This is a genomic window from Streptomyces sp. NPDC107498, assembly GCF_055582805.1.
In genome coordinates this window covers 520,716-537,856 of sequence record NZ_JBVJPE010000001.1, presented here as the reverse complement: position 1 = coordinate 537,856, position 17,141 = coordinate 520,716, and the positions used below count along the sequence as shown (strand labels likewise).

The following is a 17,141-nucleotide window of genomic DNA, read 5'->3' as shown; positions in this document are numbered from 1 at the left end:
GCCGGGCGCGCGCCGGGACCACGGCCCCCGCCCGTCCACGGGCGGCTCCGCGCCGGGGCCTCAGTCCTCGTCCACCGGCGGCTCCGCGCCGGTGCGGGCCTTCGCCGCCCGCCGGAGCCGGCGGTGGCGGTCGACGGCCCGCTCGGTCATCGCCTCCCCGACCAGGGTCCGCACCGCGTCCCGCAGCCCGTGCAGGGCCTGGTGGCGGGCCGGGCCCGCCCCCGGGTCCTCCCGCAACTCCTTCAGGAGCGCGAAGCACAGCACCAGCATCACGACCACGAACGGCAGCGCCACCAGGATCGTCGCCGTCTGCAACGAGTTCAGACCGCCCACCACCAGCAGCACCGCCGCCACGGCGGCCATCAGGACGCCCCAGGTCACCACGAGCCAGGTCGGCGGATGGAGCGCCCCGCGGCTCGTCAGCGAACCCATCACCAGCGAGGCCGAGTCCGCGCTCGTGATGAAGTACGTCATCACCAGGAGCATCGCGACGACCGACGTCACCGTTCCGATCGGCAGCGCCTCCAGCATCGCGAACAGCGAGGCCTCCGCGCCGTCCTTCACGGCCGTCGCCAGGTCCGCCGCACCCGTCGACTGCAGCCGGATCGCGGTCCCGCCCATCACGCAGAACCACACCACCGTCGCCCCCGACGGCACCAGGAGCACCCCCACCAGGAACTCCCGGATCGTCCGTCCGTGCGAGATCCGGGCGATGAAGGTGCCGACGAACGGCGCCCAGGACAGCCACCACGCCCAGTAGAAGATCGTCCACGTCCCCAGCCAGGCGCGGTCGGTGAACGCGCCCGTACGGCTGGCCATCGGCAGCAGCTGGTGCAGATAGCCCCCCACGGAGGCCGGGACGGTGTCCAGGACGTAGACGGTCGGGCCGAGCAGGAACACGAAGAGCATCAGACAGGCGGCGAGGACGATGTTCAGCGTGGACAGCCACTTCACGCCCTTGTGGAGACCGGAGAAGGCCGACAGCACGAACGCCGCCGACAGCGCCACGATGACGATCAGCTGCGTGGCCGTGGAGTTCTCCACGTCCATCGTCAGGTTCAGCCCCTCGGCGACCTGGAGGGCACCGAGACCCAGACTCGTCGCCGTGCCGAACACCGTCGCGAACACCGCGAGGAGATCGATCGCCTTGCCCGGCCAGGAATCCGCCCGGCGCGCCCCCAGCAGCGGCACGAAGGCCGAGCTCAGCCGGTTCCCCCGCCCCTTGCGGAAGCCCGCGTACGCGAGCGCGAGGCCCGCGATCCCGTAGATCGCCCACGGGGTCAGCGTCCAGTGGAAGAACGAGTACTCCAGGGCCGTCCGGGCCGCAGCGCCCGTCCCCGCCGGAACCCCGGACGACGGGGGAGGGTCCAGGAAGTGCGTCAGCGGCTCCCCGACCCCGTAGAACATCAGACCGATGCCCATTCCGGCGCTGAACATCATCGCGATCCACGCCAGGTTCGTGAACTCCGGCTCCGAGTCGTCCGCGCCCAGCCTGATCCGGCCGAAGCGGCTCAGCGCGATCACCACGCACAACACCAGGAAGGTGTCCGCCGCGACCACGAAGAGCCAGGCGAAATTCGACAACACCCACTTCAGGGCGGAGGAGGACGCGCCGTCGAACGAGTCCTCGCCCAGCGAGGCCCAGCCGACGACCGCGACCACGGCCGCGACCCCGATCCCGATGACCTTGCCGTCGGGCGTGCCGTCAGGAACGATCTTTTCCGCGCTCATGCGACCCCACTATGGTGCGGAATATCGCCTTATCAGGGGGTGGCACGCCGTCTGGCCGTACGGATAGGGTCGGCCTCGGCGCGACTGCACGTTCGAAAGCAAGGGATGCAAGGTGACGGACGGGGCAGCAACTCAGGTCGCTCACGTGCTCGTGGCGGCCGACAAGTTCAAGGGCTCGCTCACGGCCGTACAGGTCGCGGAGCGGGTCACAGCAGGACTGCGACGGGTCGTCCCGGAGCTCAGGGTGGAGACGCTCCCCGTGGCGGACGGCGGCGACGGCACCGTCGCGGCGGCCGTCGCGGCCGGCTTCGAGCGGCGCGAGGTCCGCGTGACCGGCCCGCTCGGCGAACCGGTCACCGCGGCGTTCGCGCTGCGCGGCACCACCGCGGTCGTCGAGATGGCGGAGGCCTCGGGCCTCCAGCTGCTCCCGCCCGGCGTGTTCGCCCCCCTCACGGCGACCACGTACGGCTCCGGAGAGCTGCTCCGCGCCGCCCTGGACGCGGGCGCGACCACCCTCGTCTTCGGCGTCGGCGGCAGCGCCACCACCGACGGCGGCGCCGGAATGCTCGCCGCGCTCGGCGCCCGGTTCCTCGACGCGGCCGGCGAGCCCGTCGGCCCCGGCGGCGCGGCCCTCGCCGACCTCGCCACGGCCGACCTCGGCGGCCTCGACCCGCGCTTCGCCTCGGTCGACCTGATCCTCGCGAGCGACGTCGACAACCCGCTGACCGGGCCCAAGGGCGCCCCCGCCGTCTACGGCCCGCAGAAGGGCGCGACCCCGGACGACGTCCGCACCCTCGACGCGGCCCTCGCCCACTTCGCCACCGTCCTGGAGAAGGCCGTCGGCCCCCGGGCCGCCGAGGCCGCCCTCGCGCCCGGCGCGGGCGGCGCGGGCGGCATCGGGTACGGCGCGCTCATCCTCGGCGCGAGCTTCCGGCCCGGCATCGAGCTGATGCTGGAGGTCCTCGGCTTCGCCCCCGCCCTGGAGCGCGCCACCCTCGTCATCACCGGCGAGGGCTCCCTCGACGAGCAGACCCTCCACGGCAAGGCCCCGGCCGGGGTCGCCGCGGCGGCCCGCGCGGCGGGCAAGGAGGTCGTCGCGGTCTGCGGACGCCTCGCCCTGGCGCCCGAGGCCCTGGGAGCGGCCGGCATCCGCCGCGCGTACCCGCTCACGGACCTGGAGCCGGACACGGAGAAGTGCATCGCGAACGCGGGGCCGCTGCTGGAGACGACGGCGTCCAACATCGCCCGAGCCTTCCTGCAGTAACCCCACCGGGCTACGGGCCGCGCCCGCCGGCCCCGCCCCGTTGTGCACGACTGTTCCACTAGGCGGCGCCCCCGCCCGGAGGGCGCGGGCCCGCGCGGGGGTAGCGGAGGGGCACCGCCCCGCCGGGCGCGGCCCACCCGGGGGCACGCGGTCTACGACCCCTGGTTCGGGAAGCCCGTCCGCCAGGACGGCCGGGTCGGGGCCCACCCCAGCGCACGGGCCCGAGCGTTCCGCGCCCCCCGGGCCCACTCCACCCGCCCTCCGGACCGCTCCGGGACCGGCACGCCCAGGGCCGCCGCGAGGACCGGCAGCCAGGCGTGCCCGGGGGCCGGCTCGTCGTCCACCACGTTGTACGCGCCCGGGGGCCACTCCAGGGCCCGCACCGCCGCCTCGGCGGCGTCGGCGACGTGCACGAACGAGCTGACCGAATCGTCGGCCGCCGTACTGCCGAGGAACCGCGCCGTCGGGTCCCCGGCCAGCGCGGCGGCGACGGCGCCGCCCGGCGCGTACCAGGTGCCGGGCCCGTAGAGGATCCCGTACCGCAGCACCACCGGTTCGGGCAGCTCGGCCACCGCGGACTCCAGGGCCCGTACCCCGGCGACGATCCGGGCCCGCGGCGGCTCCTCGGTCGGATCGAGCGGTACGGACTCGTCGGCGGGCGCGTCCCCGGGGGCGTACGCCCAGCTGATCGACTGCGCGACGATCCGGCGCACGCCCGCCGCGCGCGCCGCGTCCACCAGGTTGCGGGTGCCGTCGACGCGGAGCCGGTTGTTCGCGGCCCCGTCCGCCCCGCCCAGGTCGGTGAGCTGGTGCACCACGGCGTCCGGCGCGATGTCGACCACCGCCCGGCGCACCGCCTCCGCGTCGAGCACGTCCACGGGACGGGGCCCGCGCCGGGAGACGCCCACGACCTCGTGGCCGGCCGCCTCCAGGCGGGACGACAACGGACGACCGACGGCGCCCGTGGCGCCCGCGAGCAGTACACGCACGGGTCCACCCTAGAAGATCGTCACCTCCCGGAAACACGGCGGTGTGAAGCTCGGTCCATGACCGCACGCATCGAGGAGAACCGCTCCCACCCCCGCCTCCCCGCCCTGCTCACCGCCTACCACCTGGTGAACCAGGCCGAGAAGGGCGCCGCCGTGGCGACCGCCGTCGAGCTCCCGGCCGCGTACCGCGCCGAGGCGGAGGACCCGGCCGCCGCGTTCGCGGCCGACACCGTCCTGCTCGCCACCCCGCCCGGCGCCGACGAACCGGCCGGCTGTGTGGTCCTCAAGGCCCCCCGGGAGGCCCGCGCGCCCGAGATCAAGCGGCTCTGGGTCGCGCCCGAGGCCCGCGGGAAGGGGATCGCGAAGGCGCTCATGGCCGAGGCCCTGCGCCGGGCGGCCGACGCGGGCGCCCCCGCCGTGCGGCTCACGGTCTGGGACTGGCGGCAGGAGCCGCTGGCCCTCTACCGGAGCCTCGGCTTCGGACCCGTCGCCTCCTGGGACGACCGCCCCGGCCTGCTCTGCCTGGAGCGGCGGCTCGACCTCGTCGAACGCCTCGCCCCCGACGCCGTACGGGCCCACGCCCCGGCCGGGCTCGCCGAGCTCCTCGTCGACGCCGTCGACGGCGGGGCCTCCGTCGGCTTCCTGGCGCCCCTGGACGCCGCCGAGGCGGCCGCCTGGTGGTCCCGCGTCGCCGAGGAGGCCGCGCGGGGCGTACGGGACGTCTGGGCCGCCCGCGCCCCCGACGGACGGCTGACCGGTGTCGTCACCCTCGTCCGTGCCGGGGCCGCCAACGGCCGGCACCGCGGCGAGATCGCCCGGCTCCTCGTCCACAGCTCGGCCCGCGGCCGGGGCCTCGGGCAGCGCCTGCTCGCCGCGGCCGAGGCACACGCCGCCGCCACGGGCCTGACGCTCCTGGTCCTGGACACCCAGACCGGCAGCCCGGCCGAGCGCCTCTACCGGGGAGCGGGCTGGACCGCGGCCGGGACGATCCCGGACTTCGCCGCCGACCCGGCCGGCACCCTCCGCGCCACCACGCTCTACTACAAACGCCTCTAGGGACGTCCCGGGCATCGAAGGGGCCCCGGGCACGCGGAAGGGCCCCGGGAGGCGGATCGCCTCCCGGGGCCCTTCGTACGCCGATCGCTACGGCAGCTGCGCCGCCCGCGCCTCCCGGCTCTCACGCCGGTTGTCGCGGAAGGTGTTGACCCGGCGGGCCGTCGCGAAGAGGGGGATCACGGCGCCCATCACGACCTGCAGCGCGCAGCCGGTCTGGAGCAGGAACTGTCCGCCCGGAGCGTCGAACGCCCAGGCCGCCAGCATGGCCATCGCACCGACGATCCAGCTGAGCATCGCCACCGCGAGGACGCCCCGGGGCTTCGGGTACTCGACCCGGCTGACCATCAGCCACGCCACTCCGATGATCGCGAGCAGCGTCGGGATGAAGGGCAGCTCCAGCAGCACGATCGAGACGACCGTCAGCGCGCCGAAGGGGCTCGGCATGCCCTGGAACATGCCGTCCTTCATCGTCACGCACGAGAATCTCGCGAGCCTCAGCACCACGGCCAGCAGCACCACGATCGCGGCCACGGCCGAGACCTTCTGCTGCGCGTCGTCCGCGACCATTCCGTACACGAGGACGAAGTAGGCCGGGGCCAGACCGAAGCTGATCAGGTCCGACAGGTTGTCGAGCTCGGCGCCCATCGGCGAGCTGCGGAGCTTGCGCGCCACGATGCCGTCGAAGAGGTCGAAGATCGCCGCGGCGAGCATCAGGATCACGGCGGTGGCGGCGCTGTTGCGCGCCATGCCGGTCTCGCTGCTGCCGGTGAGGTGCGGGATGAGGATGCCGGTGGTGGTGAAGTACACCGCCATGAAGCCGCACGTGGCGTTGCCGAGCGTGAGGGCGTCCGCTATGGACAGCCTCAGCGACAGCGGCATCTCCTCGGCCTCTTCGGCCGTCTCCGCCTCGGCGACCCAGTCGCCGGCCCGTGTGTCGGGATCAATCACGGTCAATGCGAGTCACCCCCGCGGTGGTGGCCTGGCCGACCTCGACGGCGACCTCGACACCCTCGGGGAGGTAGATGTCGACGCGCGAGCCGAACCGGATCAGACCGATGCGGTCGCCCTGCTCGACCTTCGTCCCCTGCGGGATGTACGGCACGATCCGCCGGGCGACGGCGCCCGCGATCTGCACCATCTCGATGTCACCGAGCTCGGTGTCGAAGTGCCAGACAACGCGCTCGTTGTTCTCGCTCTCCTTGTTGAACGCCGGGACGAACCCACCGGGGACGTGCTCCACGGACGTCACCGTGCCGGCCAGCGGCGCGCGGTTGACGTGGACGTTCAGCGGGCTCATGAAGATGGCGACCCGGGTCCGCCCGTCCTTCCACGGCATGATGCTCTGCACCACACCGTCGGCGGGGGAGATGACCCGGCCCTGAGCGATCTCGCGCTCGGGGTCGCGGAAGAACCACAGCATGCCGGCCGCGAGAGCGGTGGTCGGCACGGCGATGGCCGCGGCACGCCTCGACTTGCGCGCGCGCACGAGGCTGAGCGCCGCGGTGGCGACGGTCGGCAGAAGCCACGGCGATGCTCCGCGTGCGATGCGCGCGCCCTTGAGGCTGTCGCGATGTGCAGAGGTTCGACTGTCGGGCATGGATGACCTTCGTAGCGGATGATGCCGCACTGGCAACGGGGGACGGCGGCTTTCCGGCGATGCTATCGGTTGCGGGGCGCAACTGGGCAAGCCAGGAACCGAGTCGACGGCCGGAAGACGAACACAGGGTGTGATCTTCTTCGCGGCCTAATCGGCTCAAAAGCGACAATCAACCCTGGAATCGGTACTCCTCGAGCAGCCGACGACCAATGATCATTTTCTGGATCTCGGCGGTACCTTCACCGATGAGCAGCATCGGCGCCTCGCGGTAGAGGCGCTCGATCTCGTACTCCTTCGAGAACCCGTATCCACCGTGGATACGGAAGGCGTCCTCCACGACCTCCTTGCAGTACTCGGAGGCGAGGTACTTCGCCATCCCTGCTTCGAGGTCGTTTCGTTCCCCGGAGTCCTTTTTGCGCGCTGCGTTCACCATCATGGCATGAGCGGCCTCGACCTTGGTAGCCATTTCGGCCAGCTTGAACTGGATTGCCTGGTGCTGGGCGATCGCCTTGCCGAAGGTGTGACGCTGCTGGGCGTACGAGACACCCAGCTCGAAGGCACGCTGTGCGACGCCGCAACCACGGGCCGCCACGTTCACGCGTCCGACCTCGACACCGTCCATCATTTGGTAAAACCCTCGGCCGGTGACCCCGCCGAGCACACGATTGGCCGGAATGCGCAGTCCGTCCATGATGAGCTCGGTCGTGTCGACGCCCTTGTAGCCCATCTTGTCGATCTTGCCGGGGATCGTGAGGCCGGGGCGGACCTCTCCGAAGCCGGGCTCCTTCTCGACGAGGAAGGTCGTCATCGACTTGTGGGGGGCCGTGCCCTCGGGGTGTCCTTCGTCACTTCGGACGAGAACGGCCACCAGCGTTGACGTGCCGCCGTTCGTCAGCCACATCTTCTGGCCGTTGAGGACGTACTCGTCGCCGTCCTTGACCGCCTTCGACGTGATCGCCGACACGTCCGAGCCGAGAGCCGGCTCCGACATCGAGAAGGCGCCGCGCGTCTCGCCGGCCGCCATCCGCGGAAGGAAGTACTCCTTCTGCTCCTGGGTGCCGTGCTGCTTGAGCATGTACGCCACGATGAAGTGGGTGTTGATGATGCCGGAGACCGACATCCAGCCGCGGGCGATCTCCTCCACGCACAGCGCGTAGGTGAGCAGCGACTCGCCCAGGCCCCCGTACTCCTCGGGGATCATCAGGCCGAAGACGCCGAGCTCCTTGAGCCCGTCGACGATCTGCTGGGGGTACTCGTCGCGGTGCTCCAGCTCCGTCGCGACCGGGATGATCTCCTTGTCGACGAAGTCCCGGACGGTGGCGAGGATCTCCTGCTGGACATCGGTCAGACCGTGGGTCTGGGCGAGTCGCGCCATGACTACTTCTCCGACTTCTTGGAGGGCTCGATGAGCTCGGGGCGGCCGGGCTGCTCGCCGCCGCGCTCCTTGATGTACGTCTCGGTGGGGACCATCACCTTGCGGCGGAAGACGCACACCAGGGTGCCGTCCTGCTTGTAGCCCTTGGTCTCGACGTGGACGATGCCGCGGTCGCTCTTCGACTTCGACGGGGTCTTGTCGAGGACCGTCGTCTCGCCGTAGATCGTGTCGCCGTGGAAGGTCGGCGCCACGTGCCGCAGCGACTCGATCTCCAGGTTGGCGATCGCCTTGCCGGAGACGTCCGGCACGGACATGCCGAGCAGCAGCGAGTAGATGTAGTTGCCGACGACGACGTTCTTGCCGAAATCCGTCGTGTTCTCGGCGTAGTTCACATCCATGTGCAGCGGATGGTGGTTCATCGTGAGCAGACAGAAGAGGTGGTCGTCGTACTCGGTGACCGTCTTCCCGGGCCAGTGCTTGTAGACGGCGCCGACTTCGAACTCTTCATAGGTGCGGCCGAACTGCATCGCTCTCAGGCCTCCGGGATCTCGAACTTGCCGGTGCGCTGCATGCCGGCGGCGCGGCCCTTGCCGGAGATGACCAGGGCCATCTTGCGGGAGGCCTCGTCGATCATCTCGTCGCCGAGCATCGCGGAGCCCTTCTTCCCGCCGGCCTCGGACGTGTAGTAGTCGTACGCGTCGAGGATCAGCTCGGCGTGGTCGTAGTCCTCCTGCGAGGGCGAGAAGATCTCGTTCGCGGCGGCGACCTGGTCCGGGTGCAGCACCCACTTGCCGTCGAAGCCCAGGGCGGCGGCGCGCCGCGCGACCGCCTTGTAGCCCTCCTGGTTGCGGATCTGCAGGTAGGGGCCGTCGATCGCCTGGAGGTTGTTGGCGCGGGCCGCCATCAGGATGCTCATCAGGATGTGGTGGTACGCGTCCGCGGGGTAGCCGGGCGGCTGCTCGCCGACGACGAGGGACTTCATGTTGATGGAGGCCATGAAGTCGGCCGGGCCGAAGATGATCGTCTCGACGCGCTGGGAGGCCTGCGCGATCGCGTTGACGTTGGTCAGGCCCTGGGCGTTCTCGATCTGCGCCTCGATGCCGATCTTGCCGACCTCGAAGCCCATGGTCTTCTCGATCTGCGTGAGCAGCAGGTCGAGGGCGACGATCTGCTGGGCGTCCTGGACCTTCGGCAGCATGATGCAGTCGAGGTTCTGGCCGGCGCCCTCGACGACCGTGACGACGTCACGGTAGGTCCAGTGGGTCGTCCAGTCGTTGACGCGGACCACGCGGGTCTTGCCGGTCCAGTCGCCCTCGTTCAGGAACTTCACGATGGTGTGCCGGGCCTCGGGCTTGGCCAGCGGGGCGCACGCGTCCTCCAGGTCGAGGAAGACCTGGTCGGCGGCGAGGCCCTGGGCCTTCTCGAGGAAGCGCGGGTTGGAGCCGGGAACCGCCAGGCAGGAGCGGCGGGGGCGGAGCCGGTTCACAGGGCTGGTCATGCGAGGACCTCCGTACTTTCCAGGGGGCTGAGCTTGTTCGCTTGCCGGATCTCGTCGACGATACGGCCGATGATCTCCGTGATGCCGAAGTCCTTCGGTGTGAAGACGGCGGCCACGCCCGCGCGCTTCAGTTCTGCGGCGTCGGCGTTCGGGATGATCCCGCCGACGATGACCGGGATGTCCGGGGCGCCCGCCTCGCGGAGGCGGTCGAGGACGTCCGGGACCAGCGCGGAGTGCGAGCCGGAGAGGATCGACAGGCCCACGCAGTGCACGTCCTCCGCCAGGGCGGCGTCGACGATCTGCTCGGGGGTCAGCCGGATGCCCTGGTAGACCACCTCGAAACCGGCGTCACGCGCGCGTACGGCGATCTGCTCGGCGCCGTTGGAGTGCCCGTCCAGGCCCGGCTTGCCGACGAGCAGCCGCAGCCGCCCGCAGTTCAGGTCCTCGGCGGTCCTGGTCACCTTCTCGCGGACCAGCGCGAGCGGCGTGCCCGCCTCGGCCGTGACGGCGACCGGTGCGGAGGAGACGCCCGTGGGGGCGCGGAACTCGCCGAACACCTCGCGCAGGGCTCCGGCCCACTCGCCGGTGGTGACCCCGGCGCGGGCGCACTCCAGGGTGGCCTCCATGAGGTTCTCCGTGCCCTTCGCGGCCTCCTTGAGGCGCTCCAGGGCCTTGCAGGGCCGCGGGTGGTTGAACGGCGGCTGGTAGCGGTTGTCGCGCCAGGTCCTCATCGAGTCGACGACCCGGGCCTCGATCGCCGGGTCGACCGTCATGATCGCGGTGTCCAGGTCGGCCGTGAGGGGGTTCTCCTCGGTCGACTGGAAGATGTTGACGCCGACGATCTTGTCGTCGCCGGCCTCGATCCGGGCGCGCCGCTCGGCGTGCGAGGAGACCAGCTGCGACTTGAGGTAGCCGGACTCGACGGCGGCCATCGCGCCGCCCATCTCCTGGATCCGGTCGATCTCGGCCAGGCACTCCTCGACGAGGGCGTCCACCTTGGCCTCGATCACGTGCGAGCCGGCGAAGATGTCCTCGTACTCCAGCAGGTCGGACTCGTGGGCGAGCACCTGCTGGATGCGGAGCGACCACTGCTGGTCCCAGGGCCGGGGGAGGCCGAGGGCCTCGTTCCAGGCCGGGAGCTGCACGGCGCGCGCGCGGGCGTCCTTGGAGAGGGTGACGGCCAGCATCTCCAGGACGATCCGCTGGACGTTGTTCTCCGGCTGGGCCTCGGTCAGGCCGAGGGAGTTGACCTGGACGCCGTAGCGGAACCGGCGCTGCTTGGCGTTCTCGATGCCGTACCGCTCCAGCGTGATCTTGTCCCAGATGCGGCCGAAGGCGCGCATCTTGCACATCTCCTCGATGAAGCGGACGCCCGCGTTCACGAAGAAGGAGATGCGGGCGACGACCTCGCCGAAGCGGTCCTCGGGGACCTGACCGGAGTCGCGGACCGAGTCGAGGACCGCGATCGCGGTGGCCATCGCGTACGAGATCTCCTGGACCGGAGTGGCCCCGGCCTCCTGCAGGTGGTAGCTGCAGATGTTGATCGGGTTCCACTTCGGGATGTGGTTGACCGTGTACGCGATCATGTCCGTCGTGAGGCGGAGCGAGGGGCCGGGCGGGAAGACGTGCGTCCCGCGCGACAGGTACTCCTTCACGATGTCGTTCTGGGTGGTGCCCTGGAGCTTGGTGACGTCCGCGCCCTGCTCCTCCGCAGCCACCTGGTAGAGCGCCAGAAGCCACATGGCGGTGGCGTTGATGGTCATCGAGGTGTTCATCTGCTCCAGGGGGATGTCCTGGAACAGCCGGCGCATGTCACCGAGGTGCGAGACGGGGACGCCGACCCGGCCGACCTCGCCGCGGGCGAGGACGTGGTCGGGGTCGTACCCGGTCTGCGTCGGCAGGTCGAACGCGACCGAGAGGCCGGTCTGACCCTTGGCGAGGTTGCGCCGGTACAGCTCGTTGGACGCCTCGGCGGTCGAGTGACCGGCGTACGTCCGCATGAGCCACGGCCGGTCCTTCTGGCGCTCAGTCATCTTCGGGACCTCAGATGTTCCGGAAGCGGTTGATGGCGTCGACGTGCTGGGCCCGGAGCTCCGGGTTGCTGACGCCCAGGCCCTCCTGCGGGGCGAGGGCGAGGACGCCGACCTTGCCCTGGTGCAGGTTGCGGTGGACGTCGTACGCGGCCTGGCCGGTCTCCTCCAGGGAGTAGACCTTCGACAGCGTCGGGTGGATCTTGCCCTTGGCGATCAGGCGGTTGGCCTCCCACGCCTCGCGGTAGTTCGCGAAGTGCGAGCCGATGATCCGCTTCAGCGACATCCACAGGTAGCGGTTGTCGTACTGGTGCATGTAGCCCGAGGTCGAGGCGCAGGTGGTGATGGTGCCGCCCTTGCGGGTGACGTACACGGAGGCGCCGAAGGTCTCGCGGCCCGGGTGCTCGAAGACGATGTCGATGTCCTCGCCGCCGGTCAGTTCGCGGATCTTGGAGCCGAACCGCTTCCACTCGCGCGGGTCCTGGGTGTTCTCGTCCTTCCAGAACTTGTAACCCTCGGCGTTGCGGTCGATGACCGCCTCGGCGCCCATGGAGCGGCAGATGTCGGCCTTCTCGGGGGAGGAGACGACACAGATCGGGTTGGCGCCGCCGGCCAGGGCGAACTGCGTGGCGTACGAGCCGAGTCCGCCGCTCGCGCCCCAGATGAGGACGTTGTCGCCCTGCTTCATGCCGGCGCCGTTGTTGGAGACCAGCTGGCGGTAGGCGGTGGAGTTGACGAGGCCGGGGGCCGCCGCCTCCTCCCAGCTCAGGTGGCCGGGCTTCGGCATCAGCTGGTTGGACTTGACGAGGGCGATCTCGGCGAGGCCGCCGAAGTTGGTCTCGAAGCCCCAGATGCGCTGCTCGGGGTCGAGCATCGTGTCGTTGTGGCCGTCCGAGGACTCCAGCTCGACCGAGAGGCAGTGGGCGACGACCTCGTCGCCGGGCCGCCAGGCGTTGACGCCCGGGCCGGTGCGCAGGACGACGCCCGCGAGGTCGGAGCCGATGACGTGGTACGGCAGGTCGTGGCGCTTGGTGAGCTCGGAGAGCCGGCCGTAGCGCTCCAGGAAGCCGAAGGTCGAGACCGGCTCGAAGATCGAGGTCCAGACCGAGTTGTAGTTGACCGAGCTGGCCATGACGGCCACGAGCGCCTCGCCCGGGCCGAGCTCCGGGAGCCTGACGTCGTCGAGGTGGAGCGACTTGCGCGGGTCCTTGTCGCGGCTTTCGACGCCGGCGAACATCTCCGCCTCGTCCTTGTGGACGGTGACGGCCCGGTACGACTCGGGGAGCTTGATGTTCGCGAAGTCGGCGGACGTGGAGTCCGGGGACTGGATCGCGTCCAGGATTTCCTTCACGGGTTGCCTCCGGCGGTGAGCGTCCTGAGGGGGGACGCCTGGGGGTTACGGCGGGAAGTACTGCTGCTGTGGAGGTGTGCCGTCGGTTCGGCTCGGTGGTGCGGTGGCGGCGCTGTGTGGTGGAGCGCGAGGGTGCCTGTGACGCAGGCGTCCGGGCGCACCGACCGTCGGTCGGTGGGGACAGCCGGCGCACGAGGTGTGGTCTCTGCGCGCCGGCCGCCCGGACAACATCAACGTATGGCACGCCGTGTCACCTGACAAGGCACTGCGTGCCAACAATTTCACTCAGATGCAATCTGCCCATCACGGATGAGCGATGATCGATCGAAATGGCCCGTGAGCTGCGGGAACGCGACGGGAAGGCGACCGGAACGCACGGAGGGCCGCCCCCGGAATCCGGGGACGGCCCTCCGTGCGGAGCGGGCTCAGGGCTTGGTGAGCGCCTGCTGGATGGTCCGCATGACCTCGTCGAGCGGAGCGTCGGTGCGCGCCACGGCGACCACGACGTCGCCCGTCGTGGACGCGGTCGCGGCGACCGGCGATTCCGGGGCCGGCTCGGCCGGTACGGAGGCGGTGCTCCTGGCGGCCGCCGGGCGGGCGCCTATGCCCGACCCGAAGGTCTCCCGGACGATCGCGAAGGCGTGGTCGAGCTGGGCCTCCACGTCCCCCTCGCCGCCCGCCCGCAGCCAGCGGCGCAGCACGTGGTTGTGGGCGGTGACGACCGCCGACGCGGCCACCTCGGCGAGCAGCGGGTCGTCGTTGCCGTCGTGGTGGTCCCGCTCGTCGAAGTGCCCGAGGAGGTAGCGGGTGAAGAGGCGCTCGTAGCGGGCCACCGAGGCGATCTCCCGCTCCCGCAGGGTCGGCACCTCGCGGGTGAGCCGGTAGCGCTCCACGGAGACCGCGGGGGACCCCGCGTACATCTTCATGACTTCCTTGATGCCCCGGCACACCGTGTCGAGCGGGTGCTCGTGCGGCGGCGCGGCGTTCAGCACCGCCTCCGCCCGCACCAGCGTGTCGTCGTGATCGGGGAAGATCGCCTCTTCCTTGGACCGGAAGTGCCGGAAGAACGTCCGCCGCGCGACCCCGGCCGCGGCCGCGATCTCGTCGACGGTGGTCGCCTCGTACCCCTTGGTCGCGAAGAGCTCCATGGCGGCGGTGGCGAGCTCCCGGCGCATCTTGAGCCGCTGTGCGGCGGCACGGGTGCCCGCCGCGCTCTCCGGAGCGTCGGACGGTGAGGTGGCACGGGGTGTCTTCGCGGCCTTGGGCATGGTCCGAACGTACTGCATCGGAGCGGGAGTGTGCCCAGGTGGGGGCGGGGAGGCCCCCGGGGCACCGGCGGTGCCCGGGGGACTCAGCAGACCGCCCCAGCCGGCGGCGCGGGGCTCAGCGTCGGGCATATTCGCGGAAGCCGCGACCCGTCTTGCGGCCCAGGCAGCCCGCCGCCACCAGGTGCTCCAGGAGCGGGGCGGGAGCGAGGCCCGGGTCGCGGAACTCGCGGTGCAGCACCTGCTCGATCGCGAGCGAGACGTCCAGGCCGACCACGTCGAGCAGCTCGAACGGGCCCATCGGGTAGCCGCCGCCCAGCTTCATCGCCGCGTCGATGTCGTCCAGGGTCGCGTAGTGCTCCTGGACCATCTTCACCGCGTTGTTCAGGTACGGGAAGAGCAGCGCGTTCACGATGAAGCCGGCGCGGTCGCCGCAGTCCACCGGGTGCTTCCTGATCTTCGCCGTGACCTCGCGGACGGTGGCGTGGACGTCGTCGCCGGTCAGGACCGTACGGACGATCTCCACCAGCTTCATCGCCGGCGCCGGGTTGAAGAAGTGCATCCCGATGACGTCCTGCGGGCGCGAGGTGGCGCGGGCGCAGGCGATGACCGGCAGCGAGGAGGTCGTGGTGGCGAGCACCGCGCCCGGCTTGCAGATCTTGTCGAGCCGCCCGAACAGCTCCTGCTTGACCGCCAGGTCCTCGGCGACCGCCTCGACGGCCAGGTCGACCTCGGCGAAGGCGTCGAGCGAGCCGGCCGGGGTGATCAGGGCGAGCGTCGTGTCGCGCGCCTCGGCCGTCATCCGGCCCTTGTCGACCGAGCGGGCCAGGGACTTGGCGATCCGGGCCTTGGCGGTGTCCGCCTTCTCCTGGGAGCGGGCGGCGAGCACGACCGCGTAACCGGCCTTGGCGAAGACCTCGGCGATGCCGGAGGCCATGGTGCCCGAGCCGGCGACGCCGACCGAGCGGACCTCACGGCCGCCGCCCGCGCCGGCGGCGGCGAGCGGGGTCAGCGCGTCGGGCACGACCTGGCCGGAGCCCGGCGCCTCGTACGTGTAGAAGCCGCGCCCCGCCTTGCGACCGGTCAGACCGGCCTCGCTGAGCTGCTTGAGGATCGGGGCCGGGGCGTGCAGCCGGTCGTGCGAGGCCGCGTACATGGCCTCCAGGACCGTACGGGCCGTGTCGACGCCGACCAGGTCGAGCAGCGCCAGCGGGCCCATCGGCAGACCGCAGCCCAGCTTCATCGCCGCGTCGATGTCCTCGCGGGAGGCGTACTTGGCCTCGTACATCGCGGCGGCCTGGTTCAGGTAGCCGAAGAGCAGCCCGTCCGCGATGAAACCGGCCCGGTCGCCGACCGCCACGGGCTCCTTGCCGAGGTCCTGGGCGAGTCGGGTGACGGTGTCCACGGCCCGCGGGTCGGTCAGCACGGAGGAGACCACCTCGACCAGCTTCATCGCCTGGACCGGGGCGAAGAAGTGCAGGCCGAGGACCCGCTCGGGGTGCGCCGAGTCGGCGGCGAGCCGGGTCACCGAGAGGGCGTTGGTGCCGGTGGCCAGGATCGCGTCGGGCCGGACGATCCCGTCGAGGGCCCGGAGGACCTCCTGCTTCGCCTCGTACGACTCGGGCACGACCTCGATCACGAGGTCGGCCCCGGCGGCCGCCTGGAGGTCGGAGAAGGTACGGAAGCGGGCCAGGACGTCCTGCCGCTCCTCCTCGGTGATCCGCTCGCGGGCCACCGCGCGGGCGGTGGAGGCCTCCAGGGCGGCGACGGCCTGGGCGGCGGCGGTGTCGCTGATGTCGATGCCGATGACCTCGCGGCCGGCCCGGGCGAGGACGTCGGCGATGCCGGTGCCCATGGTGCCGAGACCGACGACGGCGATGGTGGAGAGAGGGGTGTCCATCAGGGGACTCCAGAGGAAGAGTGACGACTGAGGGCAGTGCGCGCGCGAAAGGGGCGCGGAAAGTGCGAGGGCGGCGCCCGGAAAAGAGGGCGGTGCCCTGGGAAAAGGTGCGACGGACTCTGTCCCGGAGCCACGTCGAAACTGCCGAACCGACGAGCGAACACAACGGCTGCGTCACCAGGCCGTCGTGAGAAGTGCGGGTGGTGCCCGCTCACCTGAGACTAACCGGCCGGTAACGAGCGCGCCAGTCCCGGGAAGTGGGGAAAGTGTGATCTGGATCGCGGATAGGGTCGGATTCATGGAAATCTCCGAGGATCCGGAATTCTGCTCGATGATCGATCGATTGCGGGACGAGATCGAGAATGAGTCCGGAGAAGTCCCGACGGCATTCACGGAACTCGTGGAACTCGCCGAACTCGTGGGACCCGCCGAACTCGCCGGGGCCGGGGGCTCCGAGGACTCAGAGGAACTGCACCGTGTCCTCACCGCACCCGGACAGCCGCTCTGGGCCCGCGAGATCGCCGCCTACTCCCTCGGCGTCGCCGGCGACCCCCGCGCCTTCGAGGCCCTCGTCCTGCTCCTCAACCACCGCGACCCGGAGCGCTGCGTCACCGCCGCCCACGCCCTGGTCCGGCTCGGCGATCCCCGCACCGCCCGCGCGGCCGCCGCCCTCGCGACCAACGAACTCCGCGTCGCCTACGCCCTGCTCCCGGTCCGGCTGCTCGCGGAGCTCCGCGCCCCCGAGTCCGTGCCGGCCCTGATCGCCGTCCTCGGACGGCGACTTCGCGCCGACGATCCCCACTGGCGGGTCGGCCTCGCCTGCGTCGAGGGGCTCGGCGCCCTGGGCGACGCCCGGGCCCGCCCCGCCCTGGAGGCGGCCCTTCCGCACCCCAGGCTCGGCATGGCCGCCGCACGGTCACTGCACCTGCTCGGCCCCGTCGGCTGACCGGCCGCCCGGACGCGGGAGCACCGGCGCCAGGAACAGACCGCCGAGCGCCACCCCGCCGACCAGCGCGTACGGATGCGGAAGAGTCCCGCCACCGCCAGGACCCCGCCGAGTCCGAGCGTGAACAGGGAGAGGCGCG

General features: G+C 71.3%; 14 protein-coding genes and 1 pseudogene. 4 read left to right on the top strand and 11 right to left on the bottom strand.

What is annotated here, in order from left to right:
- Positions 1-60: 60 nt before the first annotated feature.
- Positions 61-1,731: a BCCT family transporter gene (locus tag ACZ66Z_RS02525; protein WP_469932099.1), complete on the bottom strand. Its 1,671-nt coding sequence runs from the start codon at positions 1,729-1,731 to the stop codon at positions 61-63.
- A 112-nt stretch (positions 1,732-1,843) separates the two neighbouring features.
- Between ACZ66Z_RS02525 and ACZ66Z_RS02520 the strand changes: the two genes are divergently transcribed.
- Positions 1,844-2,995, top strand: coding sequence for a glycerate kinase (locus ACZ66Z_RS02520; protein WP_469932098.1), 1,152 nt, complete (start codon positions 1,844-1,846; stop codon positions 2,993-2,995).
- Positions 2,996-3,147: 152 nt separating this feature from the next.
- Here the strand turns inward: ACZ66Z_RS02520 and ACZ66Z_RS02515 are convergent, their stop codons facing one another.
- Entirely contained in the window at positions 3,148-3,984 is an 837-nt protein-coding gene (locus ACZ66Z_RS02515; protein ID WP_469932097.1) for an NAD-dependent epimerase/dehydratase family protein, read from the bottom strand.
- Between the two features lie 57 nt (positions 3,985-4,041).
- Here ACZ66Z_RS02515 and ACZ66Z_RS02510 point away from each other — a divergent pair.
- Positions 4,042-4,461: pseudogene (locus ACZ66Z_RS02510) on the top strand (GNAT family N-acetyltransferase); the annotation flags it as partial.
- A 45-nt stretch (positions 4,462-4,506) separates the two neighbouring features.
- Positions 4,507-5,040 (top strand): GNAT family N-acetyltransferase, encoded by a 534-nt coding sequence (locus ACZ66Z_RS02505; RefSeq protein WP_469932261.1) that lies wholly within the window; start codon positions 4,507-4,509, stop codon positions 5,038-5,040.
- A gap of 87 nt (positions 5,041-5,127) precedes the next feature.
- Here the strand turns inward: ACZ66Z_RS02505 and pssA are convergent, their stop codons facing one another.
- The 9 genes from pssA to ACZ66Z_RS02460 form a co-directional block, all read right to left on the bottom strand.
- The gene (pssA, locus tag ACZ66Z_RS02500; RefSeq protein ID WP_469932260.1) at positions 5,128-5,988 is read right to left on the bottom strand and encodes a CDP-diacylglycerol--serine O-phosphatidyltransferase; all 861 of its coding nucleotides are present in this window, start codon (positions 5,986-5,988) and stop codon (positions 5,128-5,130) included.
- Positions 5,981-6,637 (bottom strand): phosphatidylserine decarboxylase, encoded by a 657-nt coding sequence (locus tag ACZ66Z_RS02495; protein WP_469932096.1) that lies wholly within the window; start codon positions 6,635-6,637, stop codon positions 5,981-5,983. Before ACZ66Z_RS02495 ends, pssA begins: the two co-directional genes overlap by 8 nt.
- A gap of 169 nt (positions 6,638-6,806) precedes the next feature.
- On the bottom strand, positions 6,807-8,012 hold the full coding sequence (locus ACZ66Z_RS02490) for an acyl-CoA dehydrogenase family protein (protein WP_469932095.1): 1,206 nt from the start codon (positions 8,010-8,012) through the stop codon (positions 6,807-6,809).
- 2 nt (positions 8,013-8,014) lie between these two features.
- On the bottom strand, positions 8,015-8,539 hold the full coding sequence (locus ACZ66Z_RS02485; RefSeq protein ID WP_469932094.1) for a MaoC family dehydratase: 525 nt from the start codon (positions 8,537-8,539) through the stop codon (positions 8,015-8,017).
- Positions 8,540-8,544: 5 nt separating this feature from the next.
- Complete coding sequence (locus ACZ66Z_RS02480) at positions 8,545-9,510, bottom strand: HpcH/HpaI aldolase/citrate lyase family protein (protein ID WP_469932093.1); 966 nt, start codon at positions 9,508-9,510, stop codon at positions 8,545-8,547.
- Complete coding sequence (locus ACZ66Z_RS02475) at positions 9,507-11,543, bottom strand: protein meaA (protein WP_469932092.1); 2,037 nt, start codon at positions 11,541-11,543, stop codon at positions 9,507-9,509. The genes ACZ66Z_RS02480 and ACZ66Z_RS02475 overlap by 4 nt, the downstream gene beginning before the upstream one ends.
- Before the next feature lie 10 nt (positions 11,544-11,553).
- Positions 11,554-12,891 (bottom strand): crotonyl-CoA carboxylase/reductase, encoded by a 1,338-nt coding sequence (ccrA, locus tag ACZ66Z_RS02470; protein WP_469932091.1) that lies wholly within the window; start codon positions 12,889-12,891, stop codon positions 11,554-11,556.
- A gap of 425 nt (positions 12,892-13,316) precedes the next feature.
- Entirely contained in the window at positions 13,317-14,159 is an 843-nt protein-coding gene (locus tag ACZ66Z_RS02465; protein WP_469932090.1) for a TetR family transcriptional regulator, read from the bottom strand.
- A 115-nt stretch (positions 14,160-14,274) separates the two neighbouring features.
- Positions 14,275-16,056 carry a 3-hydroxyacyl-CoA dehydrogenase family protein gene (locus ACZ66Z_RS02460; protein WP_469932089.1) on the bottom strand — a complete coding sequence of 594 codons (1,782 nt, stop codon included), beginning with the start codon at positions 16,054-16,056 and terminating at the stop codon, positions 14,275-14,277.
- A gap of 298 nt (positions 16,057-16,354) precedes the next feature.
- Between ACZ66Z_RS02460 and ACZ66Z_RS02455 the strand changes: the two genes are divergently transcribed.
- Entirely contained in the window at positions 16,355-17,002 is a 648-nt protein-coding gene (locus ACZ66Z_RS02455) for a HEAT repeat domain-containing protein (RefSeq protein WP_469932088.1), read from the top strand.
- Positions 17,003-17,141 lie beyond the last annotated feature (139 nt).

Coding starts and splice junctions, on each gene's coding strand:
- ACZ66Z_RS02460 (WP_469932089.1), bottom strand. CDS start 16,056: ATGGACACCCCTCTCTCCACCATCGCCGTCGTCGGTCTCGGCACCATG.
- ACZ66Z_RS02465 (WP_469932090.1), bottom strand. CDS start 14,159: ATGCCCAAGGCCGCGAAGACACCCCGTGCCACCTCACCGTCCGACGCT.
- ACZ66Z_RS02480 (WP_469932093.1), bottom strand. CDS start 9,510: ATGACCAGCCCTGTGAACCGGCTCCGCCCCCGCCGCTCCTGCCTGGCG.
- ACZ66Z_RS02495 (WP_469932096.1), bottom strand. CDS start 6,637: ATGCCCGACAGTCGAACCTCTGCACATCGCGACAGCCTCAAGGGCGCG.
- ACZ66Z_RS02455 (WP_469932088.1), top strand. CDS start 16,355: ATGGAAATCTCCGAGGATCCGGAATTCTGCTCGATGATCGATCGATTG.
- ACZ66Z_RS02475 (WP_469932092.1), bottom strand. CDS start 11,543: ATGACTGAGCGCCAGAAGGACCGGCCGTGGCTCATGCGGACGTACGCC.
- ACZ66Z_RS02485 (WP_469932094.1), bottom strand. CDS start 8,539: ATGCAGTTCGGCCGCACCTATGAAGAGTTCGAAGTCGGCGCCGTCTAC.
- ACZ66Z_RS02525 (WP_469932099.1), bottom strand. CDS start 1,731: ATGAGCGCGGAAAAGATCGTTCCTGACGGCACGCCCGACGGCAAGGTC.
- ACZ66Z_RS02490 (WP_469932095.1), bottom strand. CDS start 8,012: ATGGCGCGACTCGCCCAGACCCACGGTCTGACCGATGTCCAGCAGGAG.